The 25482-nt window shown below is 48.8% G+C and carries 19 protein-coding genes; 8 read left to right on the plus strand and 11 right to left on the minus strand.

Annotation, left to right across the window (positions count from 1 at the left end; translation table 11 throughout):
- Positions 1-273 precede the first annotated feature (273 nt).
- Positions 274-549, minus strand: a complete 276-nt coding sequence (locus SynSYN20_RS06310; protein WP_186525180.1) for a hypothetical protein — start codon at positions 547-549, stop codon at positions 274-276.
- A 728-nt stretch (positions 550-1277) separates the two neighbouring features.
- Between SynSYN20_RS06310 and SynSYN20_RS06315 the strand changes: the two genes are divergently transcribed.
- Together SynSYN20_RS06315 and SynSYN20_RS06320 are read left to right on the plus strand one after the other, a co-directional pair.
- On the plus strand, positions 1278-1472 hold the full coding sequence (locus SynSYN20_RS06315) for a hypothetical protein (RefSeq protein ID WP_186525181.1): 195 nt from the start codon (positions 1278-1280) through the stop codon (positions 1470-1472).
- A gap of 464 nt (positions 1473-1936) precedes the next feature.
- Positions 1937-2233, plus strand: coding sequence for a DUF3104 domain-containing protein (locus SynSYN20_RS06320; protein WP_186525182.1), 297 nt, complete (start codon positions 1937-1939; stop codon positions 2231-2233).
- A 1347-nt stretch (positions 2234-3580) separates the two neighbouring features.
- Here the strand turns inward: SynSYN20_RS06320 and SynSYN20_RS06325 are convergent.
- Positions 3581-4336, minus strand: coding sequence for a hypothetical protein (locus SynSYN20_RS06325; protein ID WP_370586720.1), 756 nt, complete (start codon positions 4334-4336; stop codon positions 3581-3583).
- Between the two features lie 85 nt (positions 4337-4421).
- Between SynSYN20_RS06325 and SynSYN20_RS06330 the strand changes: the two genes are divergently transcribed.
- From SynSYN20_RS06330 to SynSYN20_RS06355, 6 genes are all read left to right on the plus strand, one after another.
- A complete protein-coding gene (locus SynSYN20_RS06330; RefSeq protein WP_186525184.1) occupies positions 4422-5144 on the plus strand; it encodes a DUF475 domain-containing protein in 723 nt (240 codons plus the stop codon).
- A 4-nt stretch (positions 5145-5148) separates the two neighbouring features.
- Positions 5149-5487 carry a DUF6464 family protein gene (locus SynSYN20_RS06335; RefSeq protein ID WP_186525185.1) on the plus strand — a complete coding sequence of 113 codons (339 nt, stop codon included), beginning with the start codon at positions 5149-5151 and terminating at the stop codon, positions 5485-5487.
- Complete coding sequence (locus SynSYN20_RS06340; RefSeq protein WP_186525186.1) at positions 5487-5975, plus strand: hypothetical protein; 489 nt, start codon at positions 5487-5489, stop codon at positions 5973-5975. The genes SynSYN20_RS06335 and SynSYN20_RS06340 overlap by 1 nt, the downstream gene beginning before the upstream one ends.
- A 243-nt stretch (positions 5976-6218) precedes the next feature.
- Positions 6219-6428, plus strand: coding sequence for a hypothetical protein (locus SynSYN20_RS06345; RefSeq protein ID WP_255476393.1), 210 nt, complete (start codon positions 6219-6221; stop codon positions 6426-6428).
- Positions 6429-6523: 95 nt separating this feature from the next.
- Positions 6524-7741: a DEAD/DEAH box helicase gene (locus tag SynSYN20_RS06350; RefSeq protein WP_255476394.1), complete on the plus strand. Its 1218-nt coding sequence runs from the start codon at positions 6524-6526 to the stop codon at positions 7739-7741.
- A 664-nt stretch (positions 7742-8405) separates the two neighbouring features.
- Entirely contained in the window at positions 8406-15383 is a 6978-nt protein-coding gene (locus tag SynSYN20_RS06355; RefSeq protein ID WP_186525188.1) for a peroxidase family protein, read from the plus strand.
- A gap of 532 nt (positions 15384-15915) precedes the next feature.
- Here the strand turns inward: SynSYN20_RS06355 and fmt are convergent.
- The 9 genes from fmt to SynSYN20_RS06400 form a co-directional block, all read right to left on the minus strand.
- A complete protein-coding gene (gene fmt, locus SynSYN20_RS06360) occupies positions 15916-16950 on the minus strand; it encodes a methionyl-tRNA formyltransferase (protein ID WP_186525189.1) in 1035 nt (344 codons plus the stop codon).
- Between the two features lie 10 nt (positions 16951-16960).
- The gene (locus SynSYN20_RS06365) at positions 16961-18328 is read right to left on the minus strand and encodes a TldD/PmbA family protein (protein WP_186525190.1); all 1368 of its coding nucleotides are present in this window, start codon (positions 18326-18328) and stop codon (positions 16961-16963) included.
- A 2-nt stretch (positions 18329-18330) separates the two neighbouring features.
- Positions 18331-19794, minus strand: coding sequence for a TldD/PmbA family protein (locus tag SynSYN20_RS06370; protein WP_370586721.1), 1464 nt, complete (start codon positions 19792-19794; stop codon positions 18331-18333).
- A 61-nt stretch (positions 19795-19855) separates the two neighbouring features.
- Positions 19856-20941, minus strand: coding sequence for a magnesium-protoporphyrin IX monomethyl ester (oxidative) cyclase (gene acsF, locus SynSYN20_RS06375; RefSeq protein WP_186525191.1), 1086 nt, complete (start codon positions 20939-20941; stop codon positions 19856-19858).
- Between the two features lie 74 nt (positions 20942-21015).
- Complete coding sequence (locus SynSYN20_RS06380) at positions 21016-21453, minus strand: DUF2996 domain-containing protein (protein ID WP_186525192.1); 438 nt, start codon at positions 21451-21453, stop codon at positions 21016-21018.
- A 45-nt stretch (positions 21454-21498) separates the two neighbouring features.
- Complete coding sequence (locus SynSYN20_RS06385) at positions 21499-22035, minus strand: hypothetical protein (RefSeq protein WP_186525193.1); 537 nt, start codon at positions 22033-22035, stop codon at positions 21499-21501.
- Positions 22032-22652, minus strand: coding sequence for a flavin prenyltransferase UbiX (locus tag SynSYN20_RS06390; RefSeq protein ID WP_255476395.1), 621 nt, complete (start codon positions 22650-22652; stop codon positions 22032-22034). Before SynSYN20_RS06390 ends, SynSYN20_RS06385 begins: the two co-directional genes overlap by 4 nt.
- Before the next feature lie 13 nt (positions 22653-22665).
- Positions 22666-25047, minus strand: a complete 2382-nt coding sequence (locus SynSYN20_RS06395) for an RNB domain-containing ribonuclease (RefSeq protein WP_186525195.1) — start codon at positions 25045-25047, stop codon at positions 22666-22668.
- A gap of 127 nt (positions 25048-25174) precedes the next feature.
- Positions 25175-25480 (minus strand): TMEM165/GDT1 family protein, encoded by a 306-nt coding sequence (locus tag SynSYN20_RS06400; protein ID WP_186525196.1) that lies wholly within the window; start codon positions 25478-25480, stop codon positions 25175-25177.
- Between the last annotated feature and the right edge of the window lie 2 nt (positions 25481-25482).

A 25482-nucleotide genomic window follows, 5' to 3' on the forward strand; every position in this document is an offset into this window, starting at 1 on the left:
CAGTGCATCCCAACTTTGTTCATGTGCCTCGGTATCCATCAAGCCATGCATGATCCAACCTTCGAGATCCGCTTCTGATGCCAATTCCCGATTGGAATTAGTGAGTTTTTGCCCTTCTGTTCATTGACTTAGAGAGAACTCCTCACTTCTAGGAGGCTGCCCTGGTCATCTACATCAGCCAGATATATAGAACCTGTCAAGGATCTGACCGAATTCATACGAATTGGAATAAAGTTACTCCTTGAAGCCGAAAATGGTATGGTTGCGTTAAACTTACTCGCCCATCATTCTATTTGGCAAATAGTTTTCTTCGATATCAGTGGATAGATAATCTTTGATGTCATGTAGTTGTTGTTTTAGCTGCTTGTTCTCCATCCTAAACTGATTGTTGTTGGCTAGAATTTCAACATTCAGGTCTTTCATGTCTTTAAATAGTTGGTACTGTCTAGCGATGCTTGAGCCATCTTTGTAGGTGTCAAAGATCTCCCAAATCATTTTTTTGATCTCTTCAATACGCTGGTCTGATACTGTATCTTTAGCGTTTAACATTAGATCAGATTTGAATTATCCCATTCCTCTATGAAAGTTGCAGAGGTAGGATTAAAAAATAAAAAGCGTGAAGCTAAGGCTGAACCATCGCTGCTTGGATCTCCTTCACTATAGCCTTCGCCTCATCAACAGCTGCATACCATCTTCCCTTGGTCTCACAACTGCGTATCTCCAAGTCTTCTAAATTAAACATTTTAAGATTCGCATACCCTTTCTAAAGACAAACCTAAGTCAAGTAGAGATCCATTGTCTTCGTCCTAGATACGCCTGAAGCTTATCAAGTGGTATCTCAGTATCTCGATTCATGTGTTTGCTAACAGTTATGTAATACTCCTCGCTGCACTTAGCAATGCTTCGCTAGTTCTCAGTCACATCTTCTGTTGTCAGACCAGTCAGAATTGAAGGGTAAAACCAAGGCCTAGTGGGAGAAGTAATGCACCTCCCATTTTTTTGTCTCATTTAGTCTGTGCTAGCAGAGCTTTTTAAATTTTTCCGTTTCTATTTAAATATTATTTTGATTCAAGCTGCTGTCTATACAAGTTCAAGGCTTCCGATTTGTTCAATCGTTTTCATCTAGTCCTGTCAAGGAAATGAGATGAAATCAAATTGTTTTCAGATCCACACCAATTTCATTGTGATTGTTGATACTATGTGTCTGGACCTACATATTGACTTAACCCAATTGACAGGAGTGTTCGTTATAATAATAAGGTTGTTGTACGCCTATCATGTCAGACATCACTGATAAGTACGAAAAGTTCAAAGTGCCTTACAGCACCAATGAAAAGCACTCCTCAGAGGAGTTTGACCCTAAAGAGAATGGTGGCTTGGATAATCCAGCTAACCGTCACAAGGATAAAGTACTCGACGATATCTGTGATACCCATCCTGGTTCGCCCATGTGCAAAGTCTTTGATTGCTGATTCGGATCTTTTTAATTCATCTATTTAAATTGGTACTGTGAGAATTCATCTTCGCTGATGATATTCTTACAGTTCTTTTTTTTGACTTATTATGTAGTGTATTTCACGTAAATAATTCAAATTGCAAAAAATGTTTAAAAAAATCGCTTGACATTGATATTAAATGAATCTATCCATTGATATTGCTTTATTGACTTATCTGGTATTGCATGTGAAAGTTCTTTGTTTAACATCAATTCTTCTTCGCTGATGTGTCGTTGGGAGTGACTTTCCTTCTTTAATGTCATTACAATCCTATTCTTTCCAGTCCTTAGGCGTTATCTTTGTTTCTTACTGCGATTTCCATTCAACCCCTTACAGCTGGGCAAAGCGGATCAGCTCTTTAGATTTGCTTTACATTTCGCTATCCAAGTTGGCATTTCCTGTTTGAGTGGGTTAGAGCGGTAGCAGATAGGGCTGAAGTCATGAGTTATGAAGCTAAGGAGCGAATGCCATTTCCCTATGGACAGGTTGCTTATCCTGCTTTTCTTGGTGTAAAGCCTGGTGATTACATCATTGTAAAAGGGGATAATCAAGTCACACTCAAGAAAGACCACAGTTGGTGGATGGGCCAGGTTGTGTCCTGTAAAAAAGAGGCTAGAGACCCTAGTGGTCATCATGTGATTCAAGTTGTTGATGTTGATGACGAAAAGATTAGTTGGGTCAATGTAGCTGAAGTATCACATGTTCTATATGGGCTAGATGGATTGTCAAATGACTAGCAATACTTCTTTTTCAGGCTGTTATGGATAATGGTTATTGGCGTTAACGTTTCTTTTTTGCACTGTGTACTTGTCAATCTTTGAGAGTCTTCAGCATATTGATATTCCCAGCTTTTCTTTATAGGCGGATGGATTTTTGGAACGTATAACCTAGTATTTATTTACACATACCGCGCCATGAATTCAGATAGCGTGAGACCTTCTTTTTTTGCAGAAGTGCAACAATCCTTAAAAAGTTCATCATCTGTCTCTGTCCTCGCTAAGTCTCGAAATTCTTCAGAACTTAGTTGATTCTGATCTTTGCTGCTGTGGCACATCGAATTCCATTTGGCACAGAGCGAATCCACCATCTCTTTCCTTGAATAGGGAAGGTTGATCTTCTTCTGTTTTGCCAAATGATGCGTCTCCAGTTCTTCAGTAAACTCTAGAGACCCGATGCTTGTTTGACAATCACTTGATGTGACTGTGCCGTTTTTTGTATGGGTTTAGCCTTGATGAATTCATCTTTGCTGGTCATCGCGAGATGCACCATATTTCGCTTGCTTCATTGATTCTTCTAAGAATCCCACTCGTGGTTTCCTGTAAATTCATGAGTTGGTAGGTTTTCACTTGCAAATAACGGTTTTAAATCATTAAACATATTTTTAATTTTAATCGAATGTTTGATTTGTGTCCGTGGCTGCTTCAATCTTTAAGGATGCAGTTACTAACTAGCCAGTGTGTGGCACGTTGGAAAGTCTTCATTCATCCGTGAGTGCCATCTTCGGAGTTCATGGTGGTCGAGCATCGTGCGCCGAGATTTTTCAGCGTTGGCCAGGCGTTTGATCAATGCATCCGTGTCATGGCTAGAAAGCTCGCCATCCGAATCCCACTTCATGCAGAAAACACCTTTTTTGGGAGTGCTGACCATTGAATGAACCCTGTCTGTTCTGTCACGGTATGCGCACACATTTGCTTTGCCATGGAGCAATCCTTAAGAAGTCTTGATTGCGACTGTTGCGACGGCGTGTTGTTTCCTTGCGGTTTTGATCGCGTGTCTTCAAGCTCTCAGCGCGACAGCAGGTCATGTATGGAAAGCTACTCCTCCTCAATTGTTTGTCCTAATTGGTCTTTGGTTCCCTATTGAGGTGATGCGACGTCTCTGGATTTAATTGCATCATCACTCAGATTTCTTCTTTTGAATAATTGAGTATTTCCACTTATTTTGAGTAGATCGAGCTGAGGCTCCCATTCTATTAATGCAATTTCCACCTCTTCAAGTTGTTCTTTGATATGTGTGTTGCTCTTCAGCCTGGTTAATGATCGATACAACTTGTTTCTGACTCAGCATAGGAGCCTACTAACTGGTTAATTTCCTTTTGGCAATTTTGCTATCAGCTGCTCCTCTAGAAACATATTGAATTCAAATAATTGTTCATCGCTGAGTTGCTGCCTTGATGTTGCTCCTGATTTTGATTGAAGGAAACTTTTTGCTCGTTCTTGATCCCATTTTAGCGTCGTGAGTATTTCGTCCCCTTGCGTGATCAAGTCACCTCTGCGTAGAGGAGTCTTGACTGCACTGGCTTCTGCTCCTACTTCGAAGCTTTTCAGCTTATTGAGATAGGACACTAGATCTCTATACCTCGTTAATTTGTGCCTGCTCCCATGTCCATATGCTCGCTCTAAATACATGTGTTCATGCTCACGGGTCCATCCGATTCGCTTAAGTTGTAGATCGATAGCGGTGAGCTCTTCGCTCCAATCGTCTGGGTCGACCGGTGCCTCGCTCGGTTCTGAGATCTGTTTTGTGATCGTTTCGGCGATTTCTCCAGAGACTGCTTTTGGTTGCGTTGCCTGATCTTGAGACGGGGCTGATCGCGATGGTTCTGATTGGCTTTGTTCGTTTTTAGCTTCAACTTGTTGCTTTTTTGGTGGCTTGGCTTCTCCCTGTTCTTGTTTTTTTACGGAACTTTCCACGGGATGCTTGAGTTCAGTGGGCGGCTTTGCCTTAAGGACCCTTTGTACGAGCCGCTCTCGTGCACGGTCTTCTGCTTTTTCTGCATCAGCAGCCTCTCCTAGCGAGCTGCCGAGATCCTGTTCACCTTCGATGCCGCTGACACGCACGACACATCGGTCGCTATCGATGTGGCAAATTTCGACCTTTGTCTTCATGCCTCTGGAGGGGGGTAACCATTTCTAAACTGTTGCGATGGATTCAGCAGCCCTACCGTCTCTAACGCCTTTTCTCGATGGCGTTGATCGATGGGCTGAGCTCTTACCTCTCCTTCCAGTGCTTGTGGCTTTGGAGCTGGTACTCTCTGCCGACAATGCCATTGCTTTAGCTGCTGTTGCTCGAAAGCAAAACGACCCAGCTCAGGAAAAGAAAGCGCTCGACTATGGAATTGCGATTGCTTTTTTTCTTAGAGTTGCCTTAATTTTATTGGCTCAGTGGGTTTTGACGTTTAAGCCGTTGCAACTCCTTGCCGGTGTTTACTTGCTGTGGCTCTTCCTTTCTCATGTCTGGATCAAAGCATCAAGCTCTGAGACTTCCTCGGGATCCTCAAGGCCTGCATCTCCGATCTCCTTTACAAAGACGATCATTGCATTGGCCTTAACCGATCTAGCTTTTTCAGTCGATAGTGTTGCTGCTGCTGTTGCAATTAGCGACCAACTTATTCTTGTTATTACCGGTGCTTTTATTGGTGTTGTAGCATTACGCTTTACTTCGGGGCTGTTCATTCGTTGGCTTGATATTTATACACGATTAGAAACTGCGGGCTATATTGCAGTTGCTTTAGTAGGCGTCAAGCTTATTTCTACATTGATCTTTTCTGACTGGCAACTGCCTGAATGGTGGACGTTGTTGACTGTTGCGCTACTGATGATTTGGGGCTTTTCAGAGCGGAAAGAGCCTTTGGTACACGAAGTTTGATCTGATGATTGTTGAACTTCGTCAGTCCGTCAGTCATGTTTTGCTCGCCCGCATGGAGTCGACTGATCCTCCAACGCCTGGCCAATGGTTTCTGCATGATCATGTCAGCTACCTCGTTTTACAGCGACGACATCGCTATAAGTTGCACTCCGGTTGTTATGAACTCTCTTCGATTGTTCTCCACGTTAAAGCACAAAAGCAGCCTGCTGATGCTAACTTCGTTGGTCATGGTTGGGTGATTGGAGACTCTGATTGTCGCTTTAATGCTTTGAGTCCTCTGCTTCGTTGCGCTGTGTTGCCTGATGGACCATGTGATCGCTGTATTCACAGAGAAGCGCGCTGATGTCCTCCCTTAGCTGGCATGCAGCTGTTCTTCTTGAGGGACACGGCGTCGCTTCTGGTCAAGCTTTGAATTCAGTTCATTTAAAGACATCTCCGTACCCCAAGGGCACGATTGCGATGCAATCACCCTATTTTGCAGCGTTAGGTCTTGATCTTTCCCCATTTTGGCCTGGTACATTAAATCTTTCATTTTCACCTGTAGAGCTCCATCTTAGTAATCCTGATTATTTTTTTCAAGATCTTGAATGGACCCATTTGCATCCTCCTGAGACTTTTTCGTTTTGGAAGATTCGATTGCGTTCCATTGGTCATTGTGGTCTTGATGTGCCTGGTTTGGTTTATTATCCGCATCCAGAAACGAAGGCCAGGCATTGGCAAAATCCATCTGTACTGGAAATCTTGGCTCCCTATATTGGTCCCATTTGTGTCAATCAACCGTTTGAGCTTGGGGTGGATCCTACGGCGATTCAACTGTTATATGCTGTTTAATATAGTTTTGATGGTTTATAGACAATCTCTTGGGTCGTCAATTTTGCGAATTGCTTGGTGGTAAGAATAGCGTCTTCTTTCTGTGAGTTATTGCATGTTGTTCATTCTTTTGCTTGATTGAATCATTTTTTGCTGCTCGCTTTGCTTGCCTTTTGCGGATTCTATGAGCATGGTTTGACCGTTGTTCTGTAATGAGCAACACTTAGTGAGTGGGTTCTCAATTGCGCTGGTGGAAACTTGATGATGGACGCCGATCGCATTAAAACTCGCTCAGTATTGCTTGAATTTTTGAAATTCAGGGTCTTAGCGGCTGGTGAGGAGTTTTTTGATAGTACGGGCTTGGAGCATCGACGTCAGTGGTTGGCATTGGTCCACCCGCAAGCGCTTGATCTCTCCGATGAAGACCTTGAGCAGATTTGGAATCAAGCTCGCATCCTTTATACGGAATGTTGATGGTGTGGATCTAGGCTGAATCTTTCGCTTGTCAGGCCATTTCCGCTTCCCCTGTCGCATCGGATTCCGCAACCTCTGGTTTTGATTCACTGGGTTTGAGTCAGCCGTTGCTGAAGGCTCTGCAGGAGAAGGGATACACCGCTCCCTCGCCGATTCAGTTGCAGGCCATTCCGGCTGTGATATCCGGGCGGGATGTGATGGCTGCTGCACAAACAGGAACGGGTAAAACCGCAGGGTTCACGCTTCCGATGTTGGAGCGCCTTAACCATGGTGCTCGTCCAGGGCGAGGTCAAATTCGTGCCTTGGTGCTCACCCCCACTCGCGAGCTCGCTGCCCAGGTGCTGGCCAGTGTTCGTGACTACAGCAAGCATCTACCTCTCACCAGTGATGTGGTGTTTGGTGGCGTGAAAATCAACCCTCAAATTCAGCGTCTGCAAAAGGGTGTGGATGTGTTGGTCGCCACTCCAGGGCGTTTGTTAGATCTGCTCCAGCAGGGCGCTGTGCGTTTTGATCGGGTGGAGTTCTTGGTGCTTGATGAAGCCGACCGAATGTTGGATATGGGTTTTATTCATGACATCCGACGGGTGATTTCACGGCTTCCTGATCGTCGTCAGACTTTGATGTTTTCGGCCACTTTTAGTGCGCCAATTCGAAAATTAGCGAACGGGTTGCTGAACCATCCTGTACAAATTCAGGTTGCACCTGCCAACCAAACGGTGCGGTCTGTGGAACAGGTTGTCCACCCTTGCGATATGGTCCGCAAGATTGATCTGCTAAGCCATCTCATTCGCAGTGGAGATTGGCTCCAGGTTTTGGTCTTCTCTCGCACCAAACATGGTGCCAATCGTGTCGTGGAACGCCTGAGTCAGCAGGGGCTGTTAGCGGCTGCTATTCATGGCAACAAAAGCCAGGGTGCGCGAACACGGGCCTTGCAGGGATTCAAGGATGGTTCGGTGCGCGTTCTTGTGGCTACGGATATCGCTGCGCGCGGGATTGATATTCAGCAGCTTCCTCATGTGGTGAATCTCGACCTGCCAAACGTTGCTGAAGACTATGTGCACCGCATTGGTCGCACAGGTCGTGCTGGAGAAACCGGCCACGCCATCTCTCTAGTTGCTGCTGAAGAAGCACAGCTCTTGAAGGCGATTGAGCGCCTCACGGGTGAGTCTCTGCGTCGTGAAAATGTTCCCGGGTTCGAGCCCACCGTTCTCAGTGCTCCACCGCTCGACCTAAGCGGTGGCCGGGGTCGCCGCTCAGGAGGTTCGTCGCGCCGACGACAAGAGACGCGTAGCACGAGAACGTATCGCCGTTAGGCATAACCATCATTAATACTTATTTGGCATTGAGATTGGTGAGGTTCTAGTTGGTGATTACCGATCAGACGACGCCTGGCACTCCTCATGACTGATCTCTCTGTCGATTGATTAAGGGTTTACAGCGGATTGGCTGGCCAAATCGAAACTGAGCTGGTAGTGGTTTTTCGCCCGGCACAGGACCATGACCGCCCAATGAATGTCGAGTGCAGGCGGTTTACCAACGGTTGGGTTACACCTGTTCTGTTCACTAAGGGTGAACGACTTCTATCTGCTCGGACCTATTGATCAACGTCTGATCAGTGTCGTTGCTTCCAAGCTTTAACTGATCGATCAAATGAGTTGATCTCATGGCTTGCAAGATTGTTAGTGCGATGGAGGTTCTGGTGCAGCCTTTTCACAATGTTTTTCAGGTATACCAACTGATTTTGGCTGATCAGTATCGAGGTTTCTTGTCTTGTGCTGTGCTGCATTCCGTTCGTGAACGATTTCTATTGCGAATTGTTTGTTCGTAATGCGCATCGTTTGCTGAGAATTCCCCTGTCCAATTTGCGCAATGAATGTGCTTGTTGCGTTAACACTCTTTTTATGCACTCCATGTGAAAGCTCTTGGTTATTCCTGTGATGTCAAACCCAGCTTTCGCGTTTCTCCGAGGATTTACTCATGGCAAACATGCTTATTACTTCTGATGACCTACTCAATATTCTGCAACAAATCCAAGTAGCAGAAGCTCATTCATCGACAAGTCAACTAGCGCGTATTACTGCCCTTATAGAGAACGGCCAAGGTTTAGATGTAGAGGAGGATCGCCAATTCTTGGCTAACCTCATTCCTGGATTTACTGAAAGCCCAACCGGCTTGAGAACAGTTGATGGCACCTTAAACAACCTTCAACAAGGACAAGGAGACTTTGGTGCTGCTGACCGTCCCTATTCTGCTTCTGCTGAACTGGTCACTAGCGCACCTCAGTACGGAGATAGCACTCCAGGTGTCAATCCATTTCTAGGAGTGCCGGGCCCACCTGTTGTTCTCGGTGATAGCTATGCACCAACGACAGATGCTGATGGAAACCTCCAGTTTGGTGATGTCAATGATGCAGGCCCTCGTCGCATTTCAAATCTGATTGCGGATACCACAACCAATAATCCTGCTGCGGCTATTGCCTTACAGGAAAATCTTGACACTGAAATTGACCCACTTCCCTTTGCTGGTAAAAACCTCAATGCTTATGGGGAGCCTGTTGATCGTTACGGCCGTGTGATCACTACTGGTCATCAAGATGGCAATCTAACGGAGCCATTGGAGGTCAATGTTCGTAATGTTGCTCCTGACCCAGCAGGTGCACCATACAACGCATTTTTGACCCTGTTTGCACAGGGTTTTGATCATGGTCTTGGTCATGTTGAGAAAGGTGGTGAAGGGACAATTTATGTGCCTCTTGACTCAGATGATCCTCTCTATGTGGAAGGATCGCATACAAATTTCATGGTTCTTTCGCGTGCAACGCGTAATGCTGAGGGAGGAATCGATAATCAGACAACACCCTGGATCGATATGAACCAGGCGTATGGAAATATCTCAAGCCAACAGGTTTTCCTACGTGAATACACCCAGAATTCATCATTCGAAGCTCTTAGTTCAGTCGAGGAACGTAACAATCCTCTGATTACTGGGGGACAGGCTGAAATCAATTTTGGCCAAGTACTCAGTACAGGTAAGTTCCTTAACGGACAAGATGGTAATGGCTTGCCAACTTGGGCTGATGTAAAAAATCAGGCCACAACCGTTCTTGGTATTGAGCTAACTGATTCTTTTGTAAGCAATATCCCTCTTGTTGCAGCTGATAAATATGGCAAGTTTACTCCAGGTGAAAATGGTCTTCCACAAATTGTTTTTGAGGTTCTCGATGCTGACGGCGTAGGTACTGGTACTTACGAGTTGCTTGAGGGTAATCAAGATAATCCACTGTCTTTAGTCCAGCCTGGACTCAGAGTTGTTCAAACAGGACAACAGTTTTTGATCGATATCAATCAATCTGCAGAGCCGATGGTTGATGGTGATAATCAAATCACTAATAATATACTATTTGATGTTAATGGTAATCCTATCGAAGAAGGTCAAATTAATCCACGTACAGGTAAGGCTTTAAATTACGATGAAGCTCTTCTTGATGCTCACTTGATTGGTGGTGACGGACGAACCAATGAAAACATTGGACTTCTAGCCTTCCATGTCATGTTCCACAATGAGCATGATCGTTTAGTTGAAGACTATAAGCGCGTTGCTTTCGAAACCCAGAATCCTGAATTCATCAGTCTGTGGCTTCGTCCTAGCGCTGCCATTACCGAAGTCCCTGCATCGATTGAGGAGATTCCAGCGGATGCTTGGGATGGTGAGCGTCTCTTCCAGGCGTCTCGTTTTATGACTGAGATGCAGTATCAGCATGGTGTATTTGAAGACTTTGTACGAGCTAATCTTGATCCCGCGATTGCTTTGTTCGCTGGTTATCAAGTTGATGTAGATCCTGCAATTACTCAGGAGTTTTCACATGCTGTTTACCGTTATGGTCACTCGATGTTGACCCCATCAGTGGATCGATTTGATCTTGGACCTGATGGTGAATGGCAAAACAATTCTGTAAGTCTCATTGAAGCTTTCTTGAATCCTCGGGGTGCACTGGAGGGCGCATTAGTTGACCCTACCACTGGTGTTGCTGACCCTATTAACGGTGTTGCTAAGACTCTTACTTCTACTGAAGCTGCTGCCTCTATCTTGCGAGGCATGACTACTCAGCAAGGTAATGCTATTGATGAGTTTGTAACTTCTCCCCTGAGATCAAACCTTTTGGGAATGCCCCTTGATCTTGCTACCATTAATATTGCTCGTGGTAGAGAACTTGGGATTCCTAAACTTAATGAAACGCGTCGTCAATTCTTTGAAGCAACGGATGGCAACTCAAGTCTTACCCCCTACTCCAGTTGGGCTGACTTCGGTGGGCACCTTAAGCATTACGATTCACTTTTGAATTTCGTAGCCGCTTACGGCACCCATTCCTCCATTGAGCAAGCAGAAACTAATACTGAAAAACGTACTGCAGCAGCGGCACTCATTGAAGGTTCCAACGCTGATGCTCGCGACTTTATGTTGGCTCAGGGAGATTACGCTGATAGAGCTGGTGTAGACGATATTGATCTTTGGATTGGTGGTCTTGCAGAGCGCCCTGAAGATGCCGTCAAGACGTTTGGTACCACTTTTGCCTTAGTCTTTGAGCAGCAGATGGTTGCTCTTCAAAATTCAGATAGGTTCTACTACTTAGCTCGTCTTACGGGTAATTTGAATACTCAAATTGAACGTAATACCTTCGCCTCCATGGCCACTCGGGCTTTAGATGGAGATATCTCAAGTCTTGCAGGCAATATCTTCACAACCCCTTATTGGACTCTGGAGATTGATAAAGCCAAGCAGAATACAAATCTAGGTCCTGCTAATAATTCCGACCCAACTGGTGGAGCGATGTCTTCAGGCCTAGAAGAAGTGCATCGCACTTCTCTAGCCGTTGATCCCGCTAATGTTCAGGATGGTGAACATACAACGGATCAGATCGGTATCGAAGCTGATAATGTACTTCGCTATAATGGCGCCGTACATGTAACTATTGGCGGGTCTGATCAGAATGATCTGATTGCTACGGGACCTGGAAATGACACTGTTTACGGTAGAGCTGGTGATGACACGATTTATACAGGTATGGGTGATGACCAGGTTTTCGCTGGTGATGGAAATGACTTTGTTGTTGATAGTGAAGGTGAGAACTTCATGCGCGGCGAAGCAGGCAATGACGTCATGCTCGGCGGCATGTTGCTCTTCGGTGGTATGGGTGACGACTGGCTAGCCGTTTCTGCCGGTGGTGAAGGTGGTGAAACCTTCGGTGAAACTGGCCACGACTTTATGTTGGGCAGTAATGCTGGAACATTTGCTCGTGGTGGTGACGGAAATGACTGGTTTGAGGGCCGCCAAGGTGGTGCTGATGAGGCATCACTTGATGATGGTGAAGCCGTTAATGCTCTCGGTCTCTTTGTTGAAAGTGCCCTAAGGACGAAAGGGCATGACGTGTCAATGTCCAAGGCTGGCGACGATTCGATTCAGGCCGATGAAGGAAATGACATCTTTATCGACGGTAGTGGCGATGACCGTTATGACGCTGGTTCCGGTTTCGACTGGTTGAGCTTTGCCCGTAATGGTGAAGGTGTTGGTGCTGGTGCTGATGCTGGTGGAGCGGCATTCAGCATGAGCGATCAACGCGCAGCTGGTTTGGGTGTTGCAGGTATATCCCCAAGAGTCGATGATTCATCGGCGGAAGCTGTTTCTGGTTCCATGCTTGCGGATCAATTGCTGGGCAGTGACCTGGTTGAGATCACGGCTGGCAACCAGTTCCTTGATCTCAATGAGGATGGCGTTCTTACTGATATGGACGGCGTTCTGGATTCTGATTTGCAAGCATTGCGTGATCTGGGCATTACAGATTTCAGTGGACCTGGTGGTGCTCCTGATGGAGTTGTTGACCAATTTGATATTGGCGTTATCAGAGATTGGAATGATGACAGTGTTGTTGATGAGAATGATCTTACGCCGATTACCATTAGCAAGGTCTTGGATGCATCTGGTAATCCTGTAGGACCTGAGGCAGGGTTGCTTCCTCGAGGCGTTGCGATTGATGCCATGTCTGATAACCGTCTTTTCGATCTTCCATTAAATGATGGTGGTATTGATGGTTTGTTCTCCGACGTTGCTGATCGGAATTTCTCCCAGTTGATTCCCAATGCACTGATTCAAACCAGTGAAGTAGACACTGTGTTTGATGCAGTGAATGAGGATTCAGCTACTAACTTGAGACAGGTTAATCCTTTCTTTAACGGTGGGGACGTCATCATTGGTGGTGCCCATGGTGATACCATCTACGGATTCGGTGGCGATGATGTACTTGATGGCGATGCTCATCTTGAGGTGAAGATTAAGTACACGGCCCCCGAAGGTAATATTGCAGGACTTGAGGCTGGAACAGAGGTCTATTTCAGCGATATGGCTGAAATCAACGCTGATAACCTTGTATTAAACAGGGTTATTAAGCCTACTGATCTTGAGATTCATCGTGCTCTGAGCTCAACCCAACAGAGCGAAGGTCAGGCTGATGTTGCAGCCTTCATTGGTAGTCCCGATGAATTCCTTCTTGAAGGAATGAAGAGAGTCTATGTCAATAATGCAGGTGAGCCAGTTGATTCAACTGGCCTCCTTGTAGTTGACATTGCGGATGCTGTCACTTACATCGAAGCACCTGGAACTGGTGCTCCGGTCGGTTATCCCTTGGATGGTAATGGCCAGCCGATGTTCATTGAAGATGATGTTAACGGTGTTCCTCTAAGTAGCTTTGATTTGGTACTCAATGTTCCCGTAGGAACAACGTTTATCAACCAAGCTGGTCTTGCTAGTGCTTTCCCTAAGACTCGAGTTTTTGGTGCTGATGGTGTAGCTATTGATTACACCCTTATGGAAACAGTTCCTGCAGTTCTTGATCCAGATGGCGCTGAAGTAACTCCTGGTTCTGGAGTCTTCAGCTGGTCTGTTACTGGTTTCACTGCAGACAGTGTTTCTGATACCGGCTTTGATCCCAATGGTGACGAACTTCATTCCGATCTTCGGAGTGCTGGTGACGGATTCTTAGGTTCATTCCATCATCCAACGGCTGCTCAGGCTCTTGATCCTGCCCGTACTGCTCAGGTTGGATTAGCTGAGGTTGATCAGGGTTACGACTTCATGCGTAACTTTGAATCGCTGCGGTTTGTGAATCCAATCCTTCTTGACCCAACCTCTGTTGAAGTTTCTCCTCAGATTGTTGAACTGGATATCAGTGAAACATTTGCTCAGACAGCATCTTCAAGTGTTGTCTTCGATAGTGAGGCCAATGCAGCCAACATTGAGCGTCTTCGGGAAGCGGCTGCGGCCAACTCAGTGACTGCTTTTGCCCAGAACGGTCCTCAGGCGCCTAATGCTCCAATGCCTGCTGTTGCCGTATCTCTCTTTAATGACACTGGTGCATCCGACATGGATGCAATCACTGCCGATGCTGCCGTTGTTCTTGATGGACGCACAATGGGCACTCACTATGAAATCTCATTCAATGGTGAGCCTGAGACTTGGGTTGGAGTTCCTGTTGGTCTAATGGTCGGTGAGGGGGCTAACGCTAGAGATGGTCTCACTCAAGCTAATTTTGAGGCTTTGCTCAAGGAATCTCAAAGCTTTGCACTTCTCGGCAATCCTGATGAGGCCATCGCTGCACAGGTGATGGGTCTTCAACAGGGTTCTAATTCCGCCTTCTTCCGACTCGTGGAGGATGGTAACGATGCACCTCGTCTAGGTGATGTTGCTGAGATCTCATTCATATATGACACTGTGTCTCCTGTTGCTCCTGTTCTTACAGGCAACGATTTAGAGGGTTTCTCCACCTTTGCTATTGAGGATGGTGCAGTTCTTGAGACCTCCACTGATGATGGTTTTGCTGGTACTTTCTCCACAAATTCGATTGTTGCTTTTCCAAATGCAGCTGTTCGTCAAACTGATGTCGCTGGCAACATGTCTGCGGTTACTGATGCAGCGGCAATGGGCTTTGATGACAAGAACCCATTAGTGACGAATGCGAGTTATTATTCCATCGCGAATGGCTCTCTTGGTGGTGCATTAGTCACCTCGAATGGAATGCCAGTGAATGAGTCCAATCCAGGCGGTGGTTGGGAGGCACATGCTGCCATTCAGACTGCTGATGGTTTCGATCTTTTCTGGGAAAATTCCCTGACGGGCGAGTTTGCTAAGTGGGAACTTGATTCCAATGCTGCATTGGTTGATGGACAGTTCCTCAATGCAGAATCCTTCTACCAATTGGAGTCTGCACTTGGCACTGATCTCAATTCTGATGTTGTGATTGGCCTTGAATTCACTTCCATGGCTGCTGGTTTAGCGACCTTTGGTTCTACCCAGGTTGGTTATGCCATTTCCAACTCTGATGGATTGCATCACATCACGTATGGCGGAGGCACTATTGCATCTGAGAACGCTCCAGGTGATGGTTGGAAGGCGCATTCAGGGATCGTTGATGAAGCCACTGGCAACGCACAGAACACACGCATCTTCTGGGAGAATGAAGTAACTGGACAGTTCGCCAATTGGTCTGTTTCTGCTACTGGTGATCTCCTTGAAGGTGCTTTCCTTTCTGACGAAGAGTTCTTTACTTGGGAGTCTGTCTCAGGTCAGGATCTCAATTCAGATGGCGTAACTGGTCTTCAATTCACGAATTTCTCGCCTGGATCTTCCTTCGGAAGCAATCAATTGGGCTATGCCTTCTTGAGTGCTATGGATGAGCAAATTCAAGTTACCTTTAGCGGTGGCTTTGCATCTGAGTCTTCACCCGGCAGCGGTTGGGAGGTTGTTGATTATTCACTCTCTGAGACTGGCTTCAGCCTTCTTTGGGAAAATCAACTAAGTTCTAACTTTGCAACCTGGGATCTTGATCCAAGTGGTGAATTGATTGCTGGTCAATTCATTACCCAGAGTGAATTCAATGCTTTTCAAAATGATGCTTTGATGGTTTGATTCTGTTCTCAAGCTTCCTGCTGTTATTGTAAAAGTTACCCCAGCACTTGCTGGGGTATTTTTTTGTCTTACTGCAAAAGACTAGATTTATGTGTCATTGCACGTTTTTTGTTTGAGCCTTGTTTTGATTGTTATATATTTTTTCGTCTGTTGTGCTTTGAAGATTTTGGCCAATGCATGTTTGTATTGGCTTTCTTTCTTTGTTGATCCTGTTTTATTTCTAAGATTATTTTCTTGAATCTGCTGTTTAACGTTTTTGCATCCCGTTAAATTTTGGTAGCTGGTGGTTCTCTCTTTTCGCTTTTAGGAGTCATGGTTTGCAGGCTTTCTGGGTTTTGGTTTTTTATTAAAATACCAAAATTCTCACAATGTGTTCCATTGGATTTGTTCTTTTGCGGGTATGTTTGATTTATTATTCCTGCTTCTGCTGATTCAAAATCTTGATGGTTCTATCTTTTTAATTTTTTTCGGCGGGGGTGATTCATTCTGAATGATGGGTTGGGGTGTTTTTGTTTAATTCCATTCTTTGTCTTTAAGTACCAAACTGATCGCCGTTGTTGATCTGGAGCTGTTGAAGTAGTTGTTTGCCTGATGCACGTTTTTTGCCTTCTATCTGTGCTTCTCGTATTAATAGAGGACAGCCTCGGGTTGCCACAATAACTCCAAGGTCAGTAACAACCTCTAATATTTGTCCTGGCGAAAGCGATGAATCAATTTCAGCGCCTGGTTCCAATCCCCATTGTTTTGTCAGTTCTGCTGCCTCATGGCTTAGATCAGCACTCAGTCTTTTTATTAACGGTTCAGTTGCTATTACCTTTAGTTTTTTTCCTTTCCAGTTCGTTGTCGCGCCTGGGTATAGACCCATCACTTTTCTGTGGATTGTTAATGCGGATTGATTCCAATTGATTTTAAAATCTTCTTTTCCTAGCATTCTTGCGTATGAGCTGTTATTGGCTTGAGGCATTACGCCGAGTTTCTCCCATCTCTCTGATTCCGTACCTGTACCTGCTTCCTTAATCAAAGGAATCGCTTCCACCATTAATAATGCGGTCAAGTGACTGAGTCGTGTACTCAGTTCGTATGCGTTTTCGCAAAGGCCAATACTTAGCCTTCGTTCCAAAAGTACTGGTCCCGTATCGAGTCCTTCTTCCATTGCCATTACACCGACGCCAGTTTCAGAATCCCCTTCCATCAACGACCATTGAATTGGTCCGGCACCACGCCATCTTGGGAGCAGAGATCCATGGCCGTTCCAACAGCCCAGTGGCGGTTGATTCAACACACTTGTTGGCAAAATTTGTCCGAAGGCCACCACCACGGACAGGTCTGCTTGTAGCTCTGCGAGTTGCTTTTGGCAGCTTTCGTCTTGCTTGATCCGTTGGGGCGTGAATACTTTCAAACCCAATTCAAGGGCTGTGGCCTTCACAGGCGATGGAATTAATGTTTTCCCGCGACCCCGGCGTCGATCTGGTTGCGTGACCACTCCCACAAGCGTATGGCCTGCTTGATGCAGTGCCACCATCGTTGGCACTGCATAGTCGGGGGTCCCCCAGAACAAGATCTTCATCGTTGCGAGCTCAGGCTTCGCCTGTAATCGCTAAGCCATCCACCCAAACATGGGGTGAAACGCCCTGATGGGTCACCACTTCGTTGGGTTCTAAGTGAACAATCCCTTTCAGAACATCTCGGATATCGCCAGCGATCGTGGCTGCTTCCACAGAGATTCGCTCACCATCCTTCACGAGCCAGCCATCGAATGGCAGTGAAAAAGCACCTTGACTAGCCTTCACGCCTGCATGGAGTGCATTTAAGCTCTCGATCAACACAAAGGGTTCGCCGGCGTTGCGATGGTCGAGATGGCTGGCGGCGCTGCTCACGCCTGAGCTTGAACTCACTTCAAACCAATCGGGTCCAACGGAGACCTTGGCTCCGAGTCCGGCGTGACCGGTGGGATGCACTCCAAACTGACGAGCCGTGGCCTCTGAATGAAGCAGATTTTCCAACGTTCCGTTGCCGATCAGGCAGAGACGTTTGGTTGGTGTGCCTTCTCCATCAAAGGCAGCTGCTCCTACATGAGCGGGATGCAAGCCGTTGTCGTGCAAATTGAAAAATGGCACGGCGAGTTGTTGGCCAAGTGATTCCTTGCTGCTCAGGCTGACGCCATCAAGAATGGATCTGGCATTCATCATGCTGCTGAATGCACCAAGAAGATCTAGGAATGCCTCCGGTGTGAAACAGACCAAATAACGACCGGTATCGATCGGTTGGTAGTTGAGATGGCTGATGGTGCGTTCTGCGGCTTCCTGAATGCAGCCACCCAGGTCAAGATCAGCACTACCTAGTGCCACACGAACGGCCCCACCGCTGCGTGGTTTTCTGCCGCTTTCTTCTGCGCGTGCATACAAGTAGAGGCTGGCCTGCGTCCGTTGCATGTGGCGGAGTGCCCCCTCGCTGTTGAGGTAAATCCGCTCGCTATTGCCTTCGCTCAAACCGTTGTAGGGGACGGTTTCAATCGCAGGGTGTTTGGCAAGCAACTCACCTTCCACATCTTTCAGAGTGCTCAGCAACGTCTGAATGCTCTGAGAGGGTTTCAGCGGTCGATCAAGCTCGGGGATCGCTGCCGTGGCCAGCGGTGAGAAACCTGGGATGTCTTCGGCATTGCCAAAGGAACTTGCCTGATAAGCGCCCTTGAGGGCTTTGTCGAGTCCTCCTGGTGAAAGATCAGAAGTGCTTGTCACACCAACTAGTCCTTGCTCATTCCACACGCGCACCGTGATTGAGCTGCGTTGAGCCGCCTTCATTTGCTTGGCTTCACCACGGTCCACTTGGACCGAGGCATTCATTCCTCGGCTGGCTCCAAGATCCCACTGACGGATCCCGTCCCTGGTTGCTAGGGCGTGGAGCTGATCCCGCAGCTCTTCCACATTGAGAGGTGTATGGGTCATGGTCAACGGCCTCCCACGGTGATCGAATCAACCTTGATGTGGGGTTGCCCCACGGTCACAAAAATGCTGCCGCTCACCGATCCGCAGTAGCCAGCAGCTAAGTCGAGATCGTTGGCGCACATGGAAATCCTTGGCATCACTTCCTTGGCTTCACCGATCAGCGTTGCTCCCTTGACCGGACGGCCAAGTTGGCCATTTTCAATGATGTAGCCCTCTTCCACAGAGAAATTAAATTGACCGGTTGGTCCCACACTTCCACCGCCCATGGACTTGCAATACAGGCCACGGTCAACCGATTGGATCAGGTCATCGGTGCTGTGGGGACCTGCTGCGATGTAAGTGTTTCGCATGCGGCTTGCCGCTGCGAAACCGTGGTTTTGTCGCCTGCCGCTACCGGTCCGCGCATGACCGGTGCGTAGTTCTCCGGCACGATCACTCAGGAATCCTTTTAAGACGCCCTGCTCGATTAAGACCGTGCGCTGCGATTCCATCCCCTCATCGTCCATGGACAGGGACCCAAAGGCGCCGGTACTGAGACCTTCATCAATGGCGGTCACTGCAGGGTTGGCAATCGTTTTTCCAACTTGATCTGCAAATGGGGTTGTCCCGCGTTCCACCTGGGTGGTTTCAAGCAGATGGCCGCAGGCTTCATGAAAAATGACGCCTCCAAAACGATTGGCGAGGACCACGGGCATCTGTCCTCCGTCCACGTAATCGGCATGAAGCATGGTTGCTGCACTGCTGCACACTTCATTGGCAGCTGCATCCACATCCCATTCCCGTAAATCATCCGGGCGGTCGCTCGATCCAAATCGGCGGGCAATGCTCGCTCGATGCTCGCCATCGGCGGCTAAAACACTGAGGCCACTGGACTGATGCAGGCGGATATCGCGGGCATAGGTCCCATCACTGGCAGCGACAAGGACCTCTTGCCAGTCTCGTGAAAAGCTGCCTCGACGGACCTCTAGGTGCTGTCCGATCTGATCGAGTCGAGCTGTTCCTTCCAGAAGTCGCTGCGTGATTTCACTGAGCTCAGGAGACTGCGTGAGCCAGGTGTCCTTATTGGCTCCGAAATCCCTGAGCTGACTGAGTCCTTCAAAGCCTCGCTCATGCTGCAAAGCATTGTGCTCCAATTCGAGCATGGCTAAGGCTTGATCAAGGGCTTGGGCTAAACCGGATTCACTGAGATCGTTTGTGCTCACGAACCCATCTCGATGACCCATGAAGACGCGAATTCCAGCGCCCATTCCAAAGGATGGAGACACACTCGTGATGCGCTCCTGTTCTGCAAGAACACCTAAGTGATCCGTGCGTTCTAGGAACACTTCAACAAGATCAGCACCAGCACGAACCCCTGTCTGAAGAAGCGTTTCCAGGCGATCTTTCCAGGGAGTGTGGCTCGGATCCAGAGTGAAGGTCTGGTTAAGAGCGGGATGGGTTTGGACCAAGCCCCTCGTGCGCGTCAACCTTGATTATGGAGAATCGCGGAAGACATCGGAGACAGAGGCCCAAGTCAGTTGCCAGCTCTCAACGAACGCTTGGGTGGTATTGCTCGCTGCGGATCGGTGCCATCAAGAACAGGGATGCCATCTGAGCACCATTGGCCACCCAATGGGGAAGTTTGCGCAGCAATTTGATGGGTGCAGGGGCTTGGGTGGCATCCACGGCGCTGAGCGCAGCGTTGTTGTTCACCAAGCGTTCCAGACCATTGAAGAAGCGTGGATTCTTGACATCGAGAACCACTGGAAACACCCGTGCGGTGTTCTCATTGGTCTTGTCGATGACCAAACGGTCGTATTCACGAGCATCCAAACCCAGGGATTCGTAAAACTCCTTGCGTGCCACATCACGCACATACATAGTTGCGAACACCGCTAGAAGGAAGAAACGGCACCACAGTCGTGCGCGCAATCCCCTCACGGTGTCTGGCTGAGCTTTCATTAAGGCATCAAAGAAATCACCGTGGCGATTTTCGTCTTGGCACCAATTCTCGAAAAAGTTGAAGATCGGAAAAATCTTGCAGTCGGGATTTTGTTCGAGATGGCGGAAAATAGTGATGTAACGCCAGTAACCAATTTTTTCAGAAAGATATGTGGCGTAAAAAATAAATTTTGGCTTAAAAAATGTATAGCTTTTGCTGGCTGTTAAGAAGCCAAGATCCAGCTGCAGACCAAAATCACTCATCGACTTGTTGAGGAAGCCGGCGTGCCGCGCCTCATCACGGGCCATATGCGAGAAGCATTCGGCGAGAAGTGGGTTTTTGGTTTTGATCCGACGGCTGAGTTCTTTGTAAAGCAAAAACCCTGAAAACTCAGACGTGCAACTTTGTTCTAGAAATTCAACGAACACTTTGCGAGTTTCTGGATCAAGCTGATCTGCAGCTCCATCAAATTCACCATTGCGAACAAAGTGATGGCGGTTGTAATCCTTTCGGAACTCTTCGCAAATGGCTTCTAGTTCTGCCTCATTTGGACGCAGATCCATCGCGGCCATCGCCTCGAAATCTGTCGTGTAAAAACGAGGGGTCAGGATCGTGTCCTTCTCCGGGTCTTTCGCCGTAACGTTGGACCCTGGTGCTGCTGTGGCTTCCGTCACGGCTGTTGGAGGCACCATCGGTTGCGTCAGTCACTACGACTCATCGTAGGTCGCCCTCCGGTAACAAACAGCCCAGTGTTACGACCTCTCAGTTAATTCCCACCCAGCCATTTTTGTCCATTCAGCCGCTGTAGCAATCGGGACTGGAGAAGGGCCAGGTTGATGCGCTTCTCATCGATCAAAAAGGATTCCAGCAAACTTGGTTCCGTTCCGGATTCTGCAAGCGCAATGGTTTTACCGGATGTAATCGAATCCGATTCAAAACAGACCCAGAACCGCCGGTCTCCTGGTAAGGCACCGGTGACCATCCAGCATTGGCCACCAACGACAGGACGGTCCCCTTCGATGAGCTCAATCGAAGCGGTGATTTGGTGATTGCTGCTCAGCGCTTTGCTGAGGGATGGGATGAGATCGTCCTTAATGAACGCCTGAAAGGGTTTGTCCTCCAGCTTTGGCTTCGGAGCGGGTTTTGCTGCTGGCTTAGCCGCTGATTTGGCTTCAGCTTTGGGTGTTGCGGGAGTTTCGCTCACCGGACTTTGATTGCTGGGCGAACTGTAGACAGCCCAGTGCTCTCTCTACCAATCATCGCCAATCTGTTGATTCCAATCGTCGGCATCAGCCCCCATTCCTCCCCCTGCATCGGCAGTCGATGGGTCGGCCTGTTGTTGCTTTGGCCGGACGGGCTTGGTGTCTGTGGATTGGGTTGGTGTTGCGTTGGCCTGGCTGCCTCGATGCACCACCCTGAAGGGCACTGAGACGGTTGGGGCGGGATCGCGCACATCCCTTTCTGGCCAAGGCGTGGGTTGAGCTGATCTGGCCTGATGGGGTTGCTCACGAGGCAACGGCTCTTGAACATCGGGCCCTTTTGCCGGCCGACGAACCTCTCGGCGCAGCACAGGTCTCGAGGTCACCATCGCCAATCCAGCCACAGCAGTGACGCTCGATCCCAAGGCCGTTGCGACCGCAATCCAGGCCCCAATGGGCAATGTGGGCAATCTCCATGTGAGCACCCGCAACGATGACGCTTGTCCGAGATTGAGTGAGGCGATCAACAACATCAACACCACCGGACTCAGACAGGGAATCAGCAGCAAGCGTTGAAATGATGTCATGGCTGGCGACCCTGCCAACGGTTCAGAGGACTCAAATCTTCGCCAAGGGAATCGAAGAGTCTCACCACCAAGAAATCAACCATCTCGCTGAGATTTTGGGGCTGGCTGTACCAGGCAGGGATGGGTGGTGCAATTCTCGCTCCCGCCTCAGCCAAAGTTGTGAGATTGCGAAGATGAATCAGGCTCCATGGCATTTCTCTCGGTGCCAGCACCAGTGGTCGTCCCTCCTTGAGATGAACATCGGCACAACGTTCAAGCAGATCACTGGCTACTCCGGCGGCGATACGCCCCACGGTGCCCATTGAGCAAGGAACAATCACCATGCCCCTGGTTGCCACACTTCCGCTGGCGATGGTGGCGGCTTGATCTCCCCAGCGATGGCAAATCAACGATCCAGTTTCAACATTCAGCCGCGATCTCCAAAATCGTTCCTGAAGCTCAGGATCGACGGGAACCTGGATGGATTGCTCGGCTAGCCAAACCTCATGAGCCCCCCGACTCATGATCAGGTGAACGCTGCGTCCCTGCTGAAGCAATAGTTGGAGGGCCCGCTCGGCAAGCGGTTGGGCTGAGGCACCGCTCACCCCTAAGACATAGGGACGATCAGGTTGCTCCAAGAAGGACACGTCCCTAACCCTCACTCACGGCCACAGGCATCGGTGACTCTTCCTGTGTTTCTTCCGAGCTCAACACGATGTCCAGGTCGATCTGATTGCGCAGGACGTCCACTTTGGTGACCCGAACCGTGACGGGATCTCCAAGTTTGTAAACGCGGCGATTACGACGCCCCACCAATCGATTTTGGCGCGAGCGATATTCGTACCAATCGTCGTTCAAGGAGCTGACATGCACCAGACCTTCCACCATGGAGGGGGCAATCTCCACGAAGAATCCATAACTCTGAACGCCGCTGATGACGCCTTGCTGCTCGTGATCAAGCATCGGTTCCGCGCTTCGTGCTTGAGCCATTGCAATCACATCTCTGCGAAGCTCTGTCTGCTGGCGACGCCGGGAATTGAGCCGTTGCAGTTGGCGTTCTTGGAGAAGCTCCTGCAAGCGTTGTTGGAGCGACCCGCTAAACAGCGGCCAGGTCATCCTTGAAGCGGCACCTTTGCTGCCCAAGTTGACCGTTTCTTTTTGGCGAACGCTTGGACGATCCTTGCCGTCGTTGAGCAGCTGACACAACACCTGCTGGTTCAATAAATCGGCGTAATGCAGGCTGGGACAGCACCAAGGAGCCAATAGGAGAGTCGATCCATCCTGAGCAGAACCAGCTATCTCATCAGTGTCGTTTGCAGTGTCGATGTCTCCAAGACCATCTTCCGTCTCAATCGATGAATGATCCTCTTCACCGGCGAGTGCGATGTGCTTGGCCTTCGACTGGATCAGGCGGTACTGGGGATCGGGGAGGGTGTGTCGCAGCTGCAGATTGAGCACCCGTCTCGATGGGCTTGCGATTAAGGCTTGTGCAAGTTCTGAAGCTGAGGTGGTGCCCTCTTCATCGAGAGAGAGAGGCAGCTCTAAGGCAATGGCTGCTTTGGCGACATCGTTCAGCGGTCCACTGTCGGGATCATTGGCTTGCAGCACGAAAGCTGGAAGATTGAAATCCAGGCAATGCTCAGTCCAGGTGGCGTGAGCTGCTCGCAGAAACACAGCCAAGATTGAGAAGGGATCCTCTTCCCTTAGCGGTTCAATCCATTGCCGATTGCCACCATCAGGTTCGGTGACTCGCAGGTCTCCAAGCGTTTCCAAATCGGGTGTTGGGAGATCCAATTCAATTTGGCCATGTCTCAAATCTGCGGCATGAAGAGCTTTGGCACAAAAGATCAGAGTCTCGAGTTGTCCGATCTGATCTTTGATCGATTTGAGTGCTGCTGGGATGGCACGAGATCGGGGCTTGCGCCCCGCCAAAGCAGCCAAAGCCTCCGACGTCACTTCAGCGACAGGCCGAATCTGAGTCAGACAAAATTCCCAGTCGCGAGCTTCGCCTTCTGCATCGAGATCAACACGAAGACTCACTGCTGCTTGTGAGTCCCCAACCTTGAAAGCGGCTGCTTTGGAAAGGTTGGCGCTCAGCAATGGGATCCACTTATTGCCCAAACAAAGCGCTTCGCTTTGTTCGCACAGCCACTGATCAAGGCTGTTGCCCGGGTTCACGCGTTCAGCGACAGCAGGAGCATGAATCCACAGCTGGGTTCCACCGTCATGGGGGATGACATGGACTGCAGGCAGGTGGGGAGCACCATCAATCTCCCAGTTATTCAGCAGTAAACAGGGCTGATCGGTGAGGTCTTTGCGGCGTTTATCTGCTGGAGCCTTGATCGTTGTTCTGGGGGCACTGGCCCTGGAGTGCAAATGGGCCTTGGTCAGTAAAAGATCGCGATCAGCATCGACACCACCGTTGAGTGGCAGCGAACGGGCCACATGGCCGCGGGCTGGGTGTTGAGCGATCGGGTATCGGTCTAGCTGCACTTCCACCACTGATGTGGCTGGTCCCTCGAGTTGGTAGTTGCTATCTCCCTCGGGTAGCTCGATGGAGGCGAGAAGACGATCATCGAGGGGGACGGCGAGCAGTCGCTCATCCTGTTGTTCCACTTGGGCCAACAGGCTTGTGGTGGCTCTTTGCAAAATGCATTGCACCCCGCCCTCTGGAGATCGACGACGGCCTGCATCACGAATGATGCGCACCAACACGCGGTCGCCATTCCAAGCGTGATTCAGCTGATGGTCACGGATGTAAATGTCTTCGCCGCCGTCATCACGAATGGCAAAACAGAATCCTTTGCTGCTGCAGCGCAAACGGGCTTCAATGAAGCCAATGTCGTCACCACGGGAGATCGAACTCTCGTCTTCAAGGCTCAGCACACCAAGGCGGTTAAGGCCCTTTAGCGCAATGCTGAGTGACTGCTTGTCGGCTCGGTTGGTTAGACGGAGAATCTTCTCGAGTTTGCTGACCTCAAGCGAGCCGTCTTGGGGGACCTGGTCGAGAAGGTCGGCGACCGTGAATTTCATCGGAGCGTGAAAGAAACCGGCCTTCAGGACCGGGAGTTGAATCAAAACCGTTGCACTCGAAGAGTTGGTAATGCAATCAGTCAATGACAATCCAACTCTAATCGCCCGACTGGGCGCAATCCCCCTCTTAGTCGTCGGTCTGGCTGGATCCCAGTCCGGCTTGGAGCATGGGCATCAGCAAGCGGCCTCCGATGACCAGAAATCCAGTTGAGGCCGCCAGTTGCAGCCAGTCGGCGGGAATCACAGCGGACAAAGACCCTCCAGCAACAGCTCCAATCAAGCTGGCGAGGACTAAGGCGCTGGAGGATCCGAGAAACACCGCCAACGGTCGATCCGATGTGCCGCTGATCGCCACTGTTGCCAGTTGGGTTTTGTCACCGAGCTCTGCTAAAAACACGGTCACAAACGTGGAAATGAGAAGGGTGAAGTCCATAA

Source organism: Synechococcus sp. SYN20, assembly GCF_014279555.1.
Lineage (GTDB): Bacteria > Cyanobacteriota > Cyanobacteriia > PCC-6307 > Cyanobiaceae > Synechococcus_C.

What these genes read in the sequence shown, in the direction of transcription:
- SynSYN20_RS06320 (WP_186525182.1), top strand. Translation starts at nt 1,937, where the DNA reads ATGAGTTATGAAGCTAAGGAGCGAATGCCATTTCCCTATGGACAGGTT.
- SynSYN20_RS06335 (WP_186525185.1), top strand. Translation starts at nt 5,149, where the DNA reads ATGATTGTTGAACTTCGTCAGTCCGTCAGTCATGTTTTGCTCGCCCGC.
- acsF (WP_186525191.1), bottom strand. Translation starts at nt 20,941, where the DNA reads ATGGTGCCTCCAACAGCCGTGACGGAAGCCACAGCAGCACCAGGGTCC.
- SynSYN20_RS06345 (WP_255476393.1), top strand. Translation starts at nt 6,219, where the DNA reads ATGGACGCCGATCGCATTAAAACTCGCTCAGTATTGCTTGAATTTTTG.
- fmt (WP_186525189.1), bottom strand. Translation starts at nt 16,950, where the DNA reads ATGAAGATCTTGTTCTGGGGGACCCCCGACTATGCAGTGCCAACGATG.
- SynSYN20_RS06395 (WP_186525195.1), bottom strand. Translation starts at nt 25,047, where the DNA reads ATGAAATTCACGGTCGCCGACCTTCTCGACCAGGTCCCCCAAGACGGC.
- SynSYN20_RS06365 (WP_186525190.1), bottom strand. Translation starts at nt 18,328, where the DNA reads ATGACCCATACACCTCTCAATGTGGAAGAGCTGCGGGATCAGCTCCAC.
- SynSYN20_RS06310 (WP_186525180.1), bottom strand. Translation starts at nt 549, where the DNA reads ATGTTAAACGCTAAAGATACAGTATCAGACCAGCGTATTGAAGAGATC.
- SynSYN20_RS06400 (WP_186525196.1), bottom strand. Translation starts at nt 25,480, where the DNA reads ATGGACTTCACCCTTCTCATTTCCACGTTTGTGACCGTGTTTTTAGCA.
- SynSYN20_RS06355 (WP_186525188.1), top strand. Translation starts at nt 8,406, where the DNA reads ATGGCAAACATGCTTATTACTTCTGATGACCTACTCAATATTCTGCAA.
- SynSYN20_RS06330 (WP_186525184.1), top strand. Translation starts at nt 4,422, where the DNA reads ATGGATTCAGCAGCCCTACCGTCTCTAACGCCTTTTCTCGATGGCGTT.
- SynSYN20_RS06315 (WP_186525181.1), top strand. Translation starts at nt 1,278, where the DNA reads ATGTCAGACATCACTGATAAGTACGAAAAGTTCAAAGTGCCTTACAGC.
- SynSYN20_RS06340 (WP_186525186.1), top strand. Translation starts at nt 5,487, where the DNA reads ATGTCCTCCCTTAGCTGGCATGCAGCTGTTCTTCTTGAGGGACACGGC.
- SynSYN20_RS06385 (WP_186525193.1), bottom strand. Translation starts at nt 22,035, where the DNA reads ATGACATCATTTCAACGCTTGCTGCTGATTCCCTGTCTGAGTCCGGTG.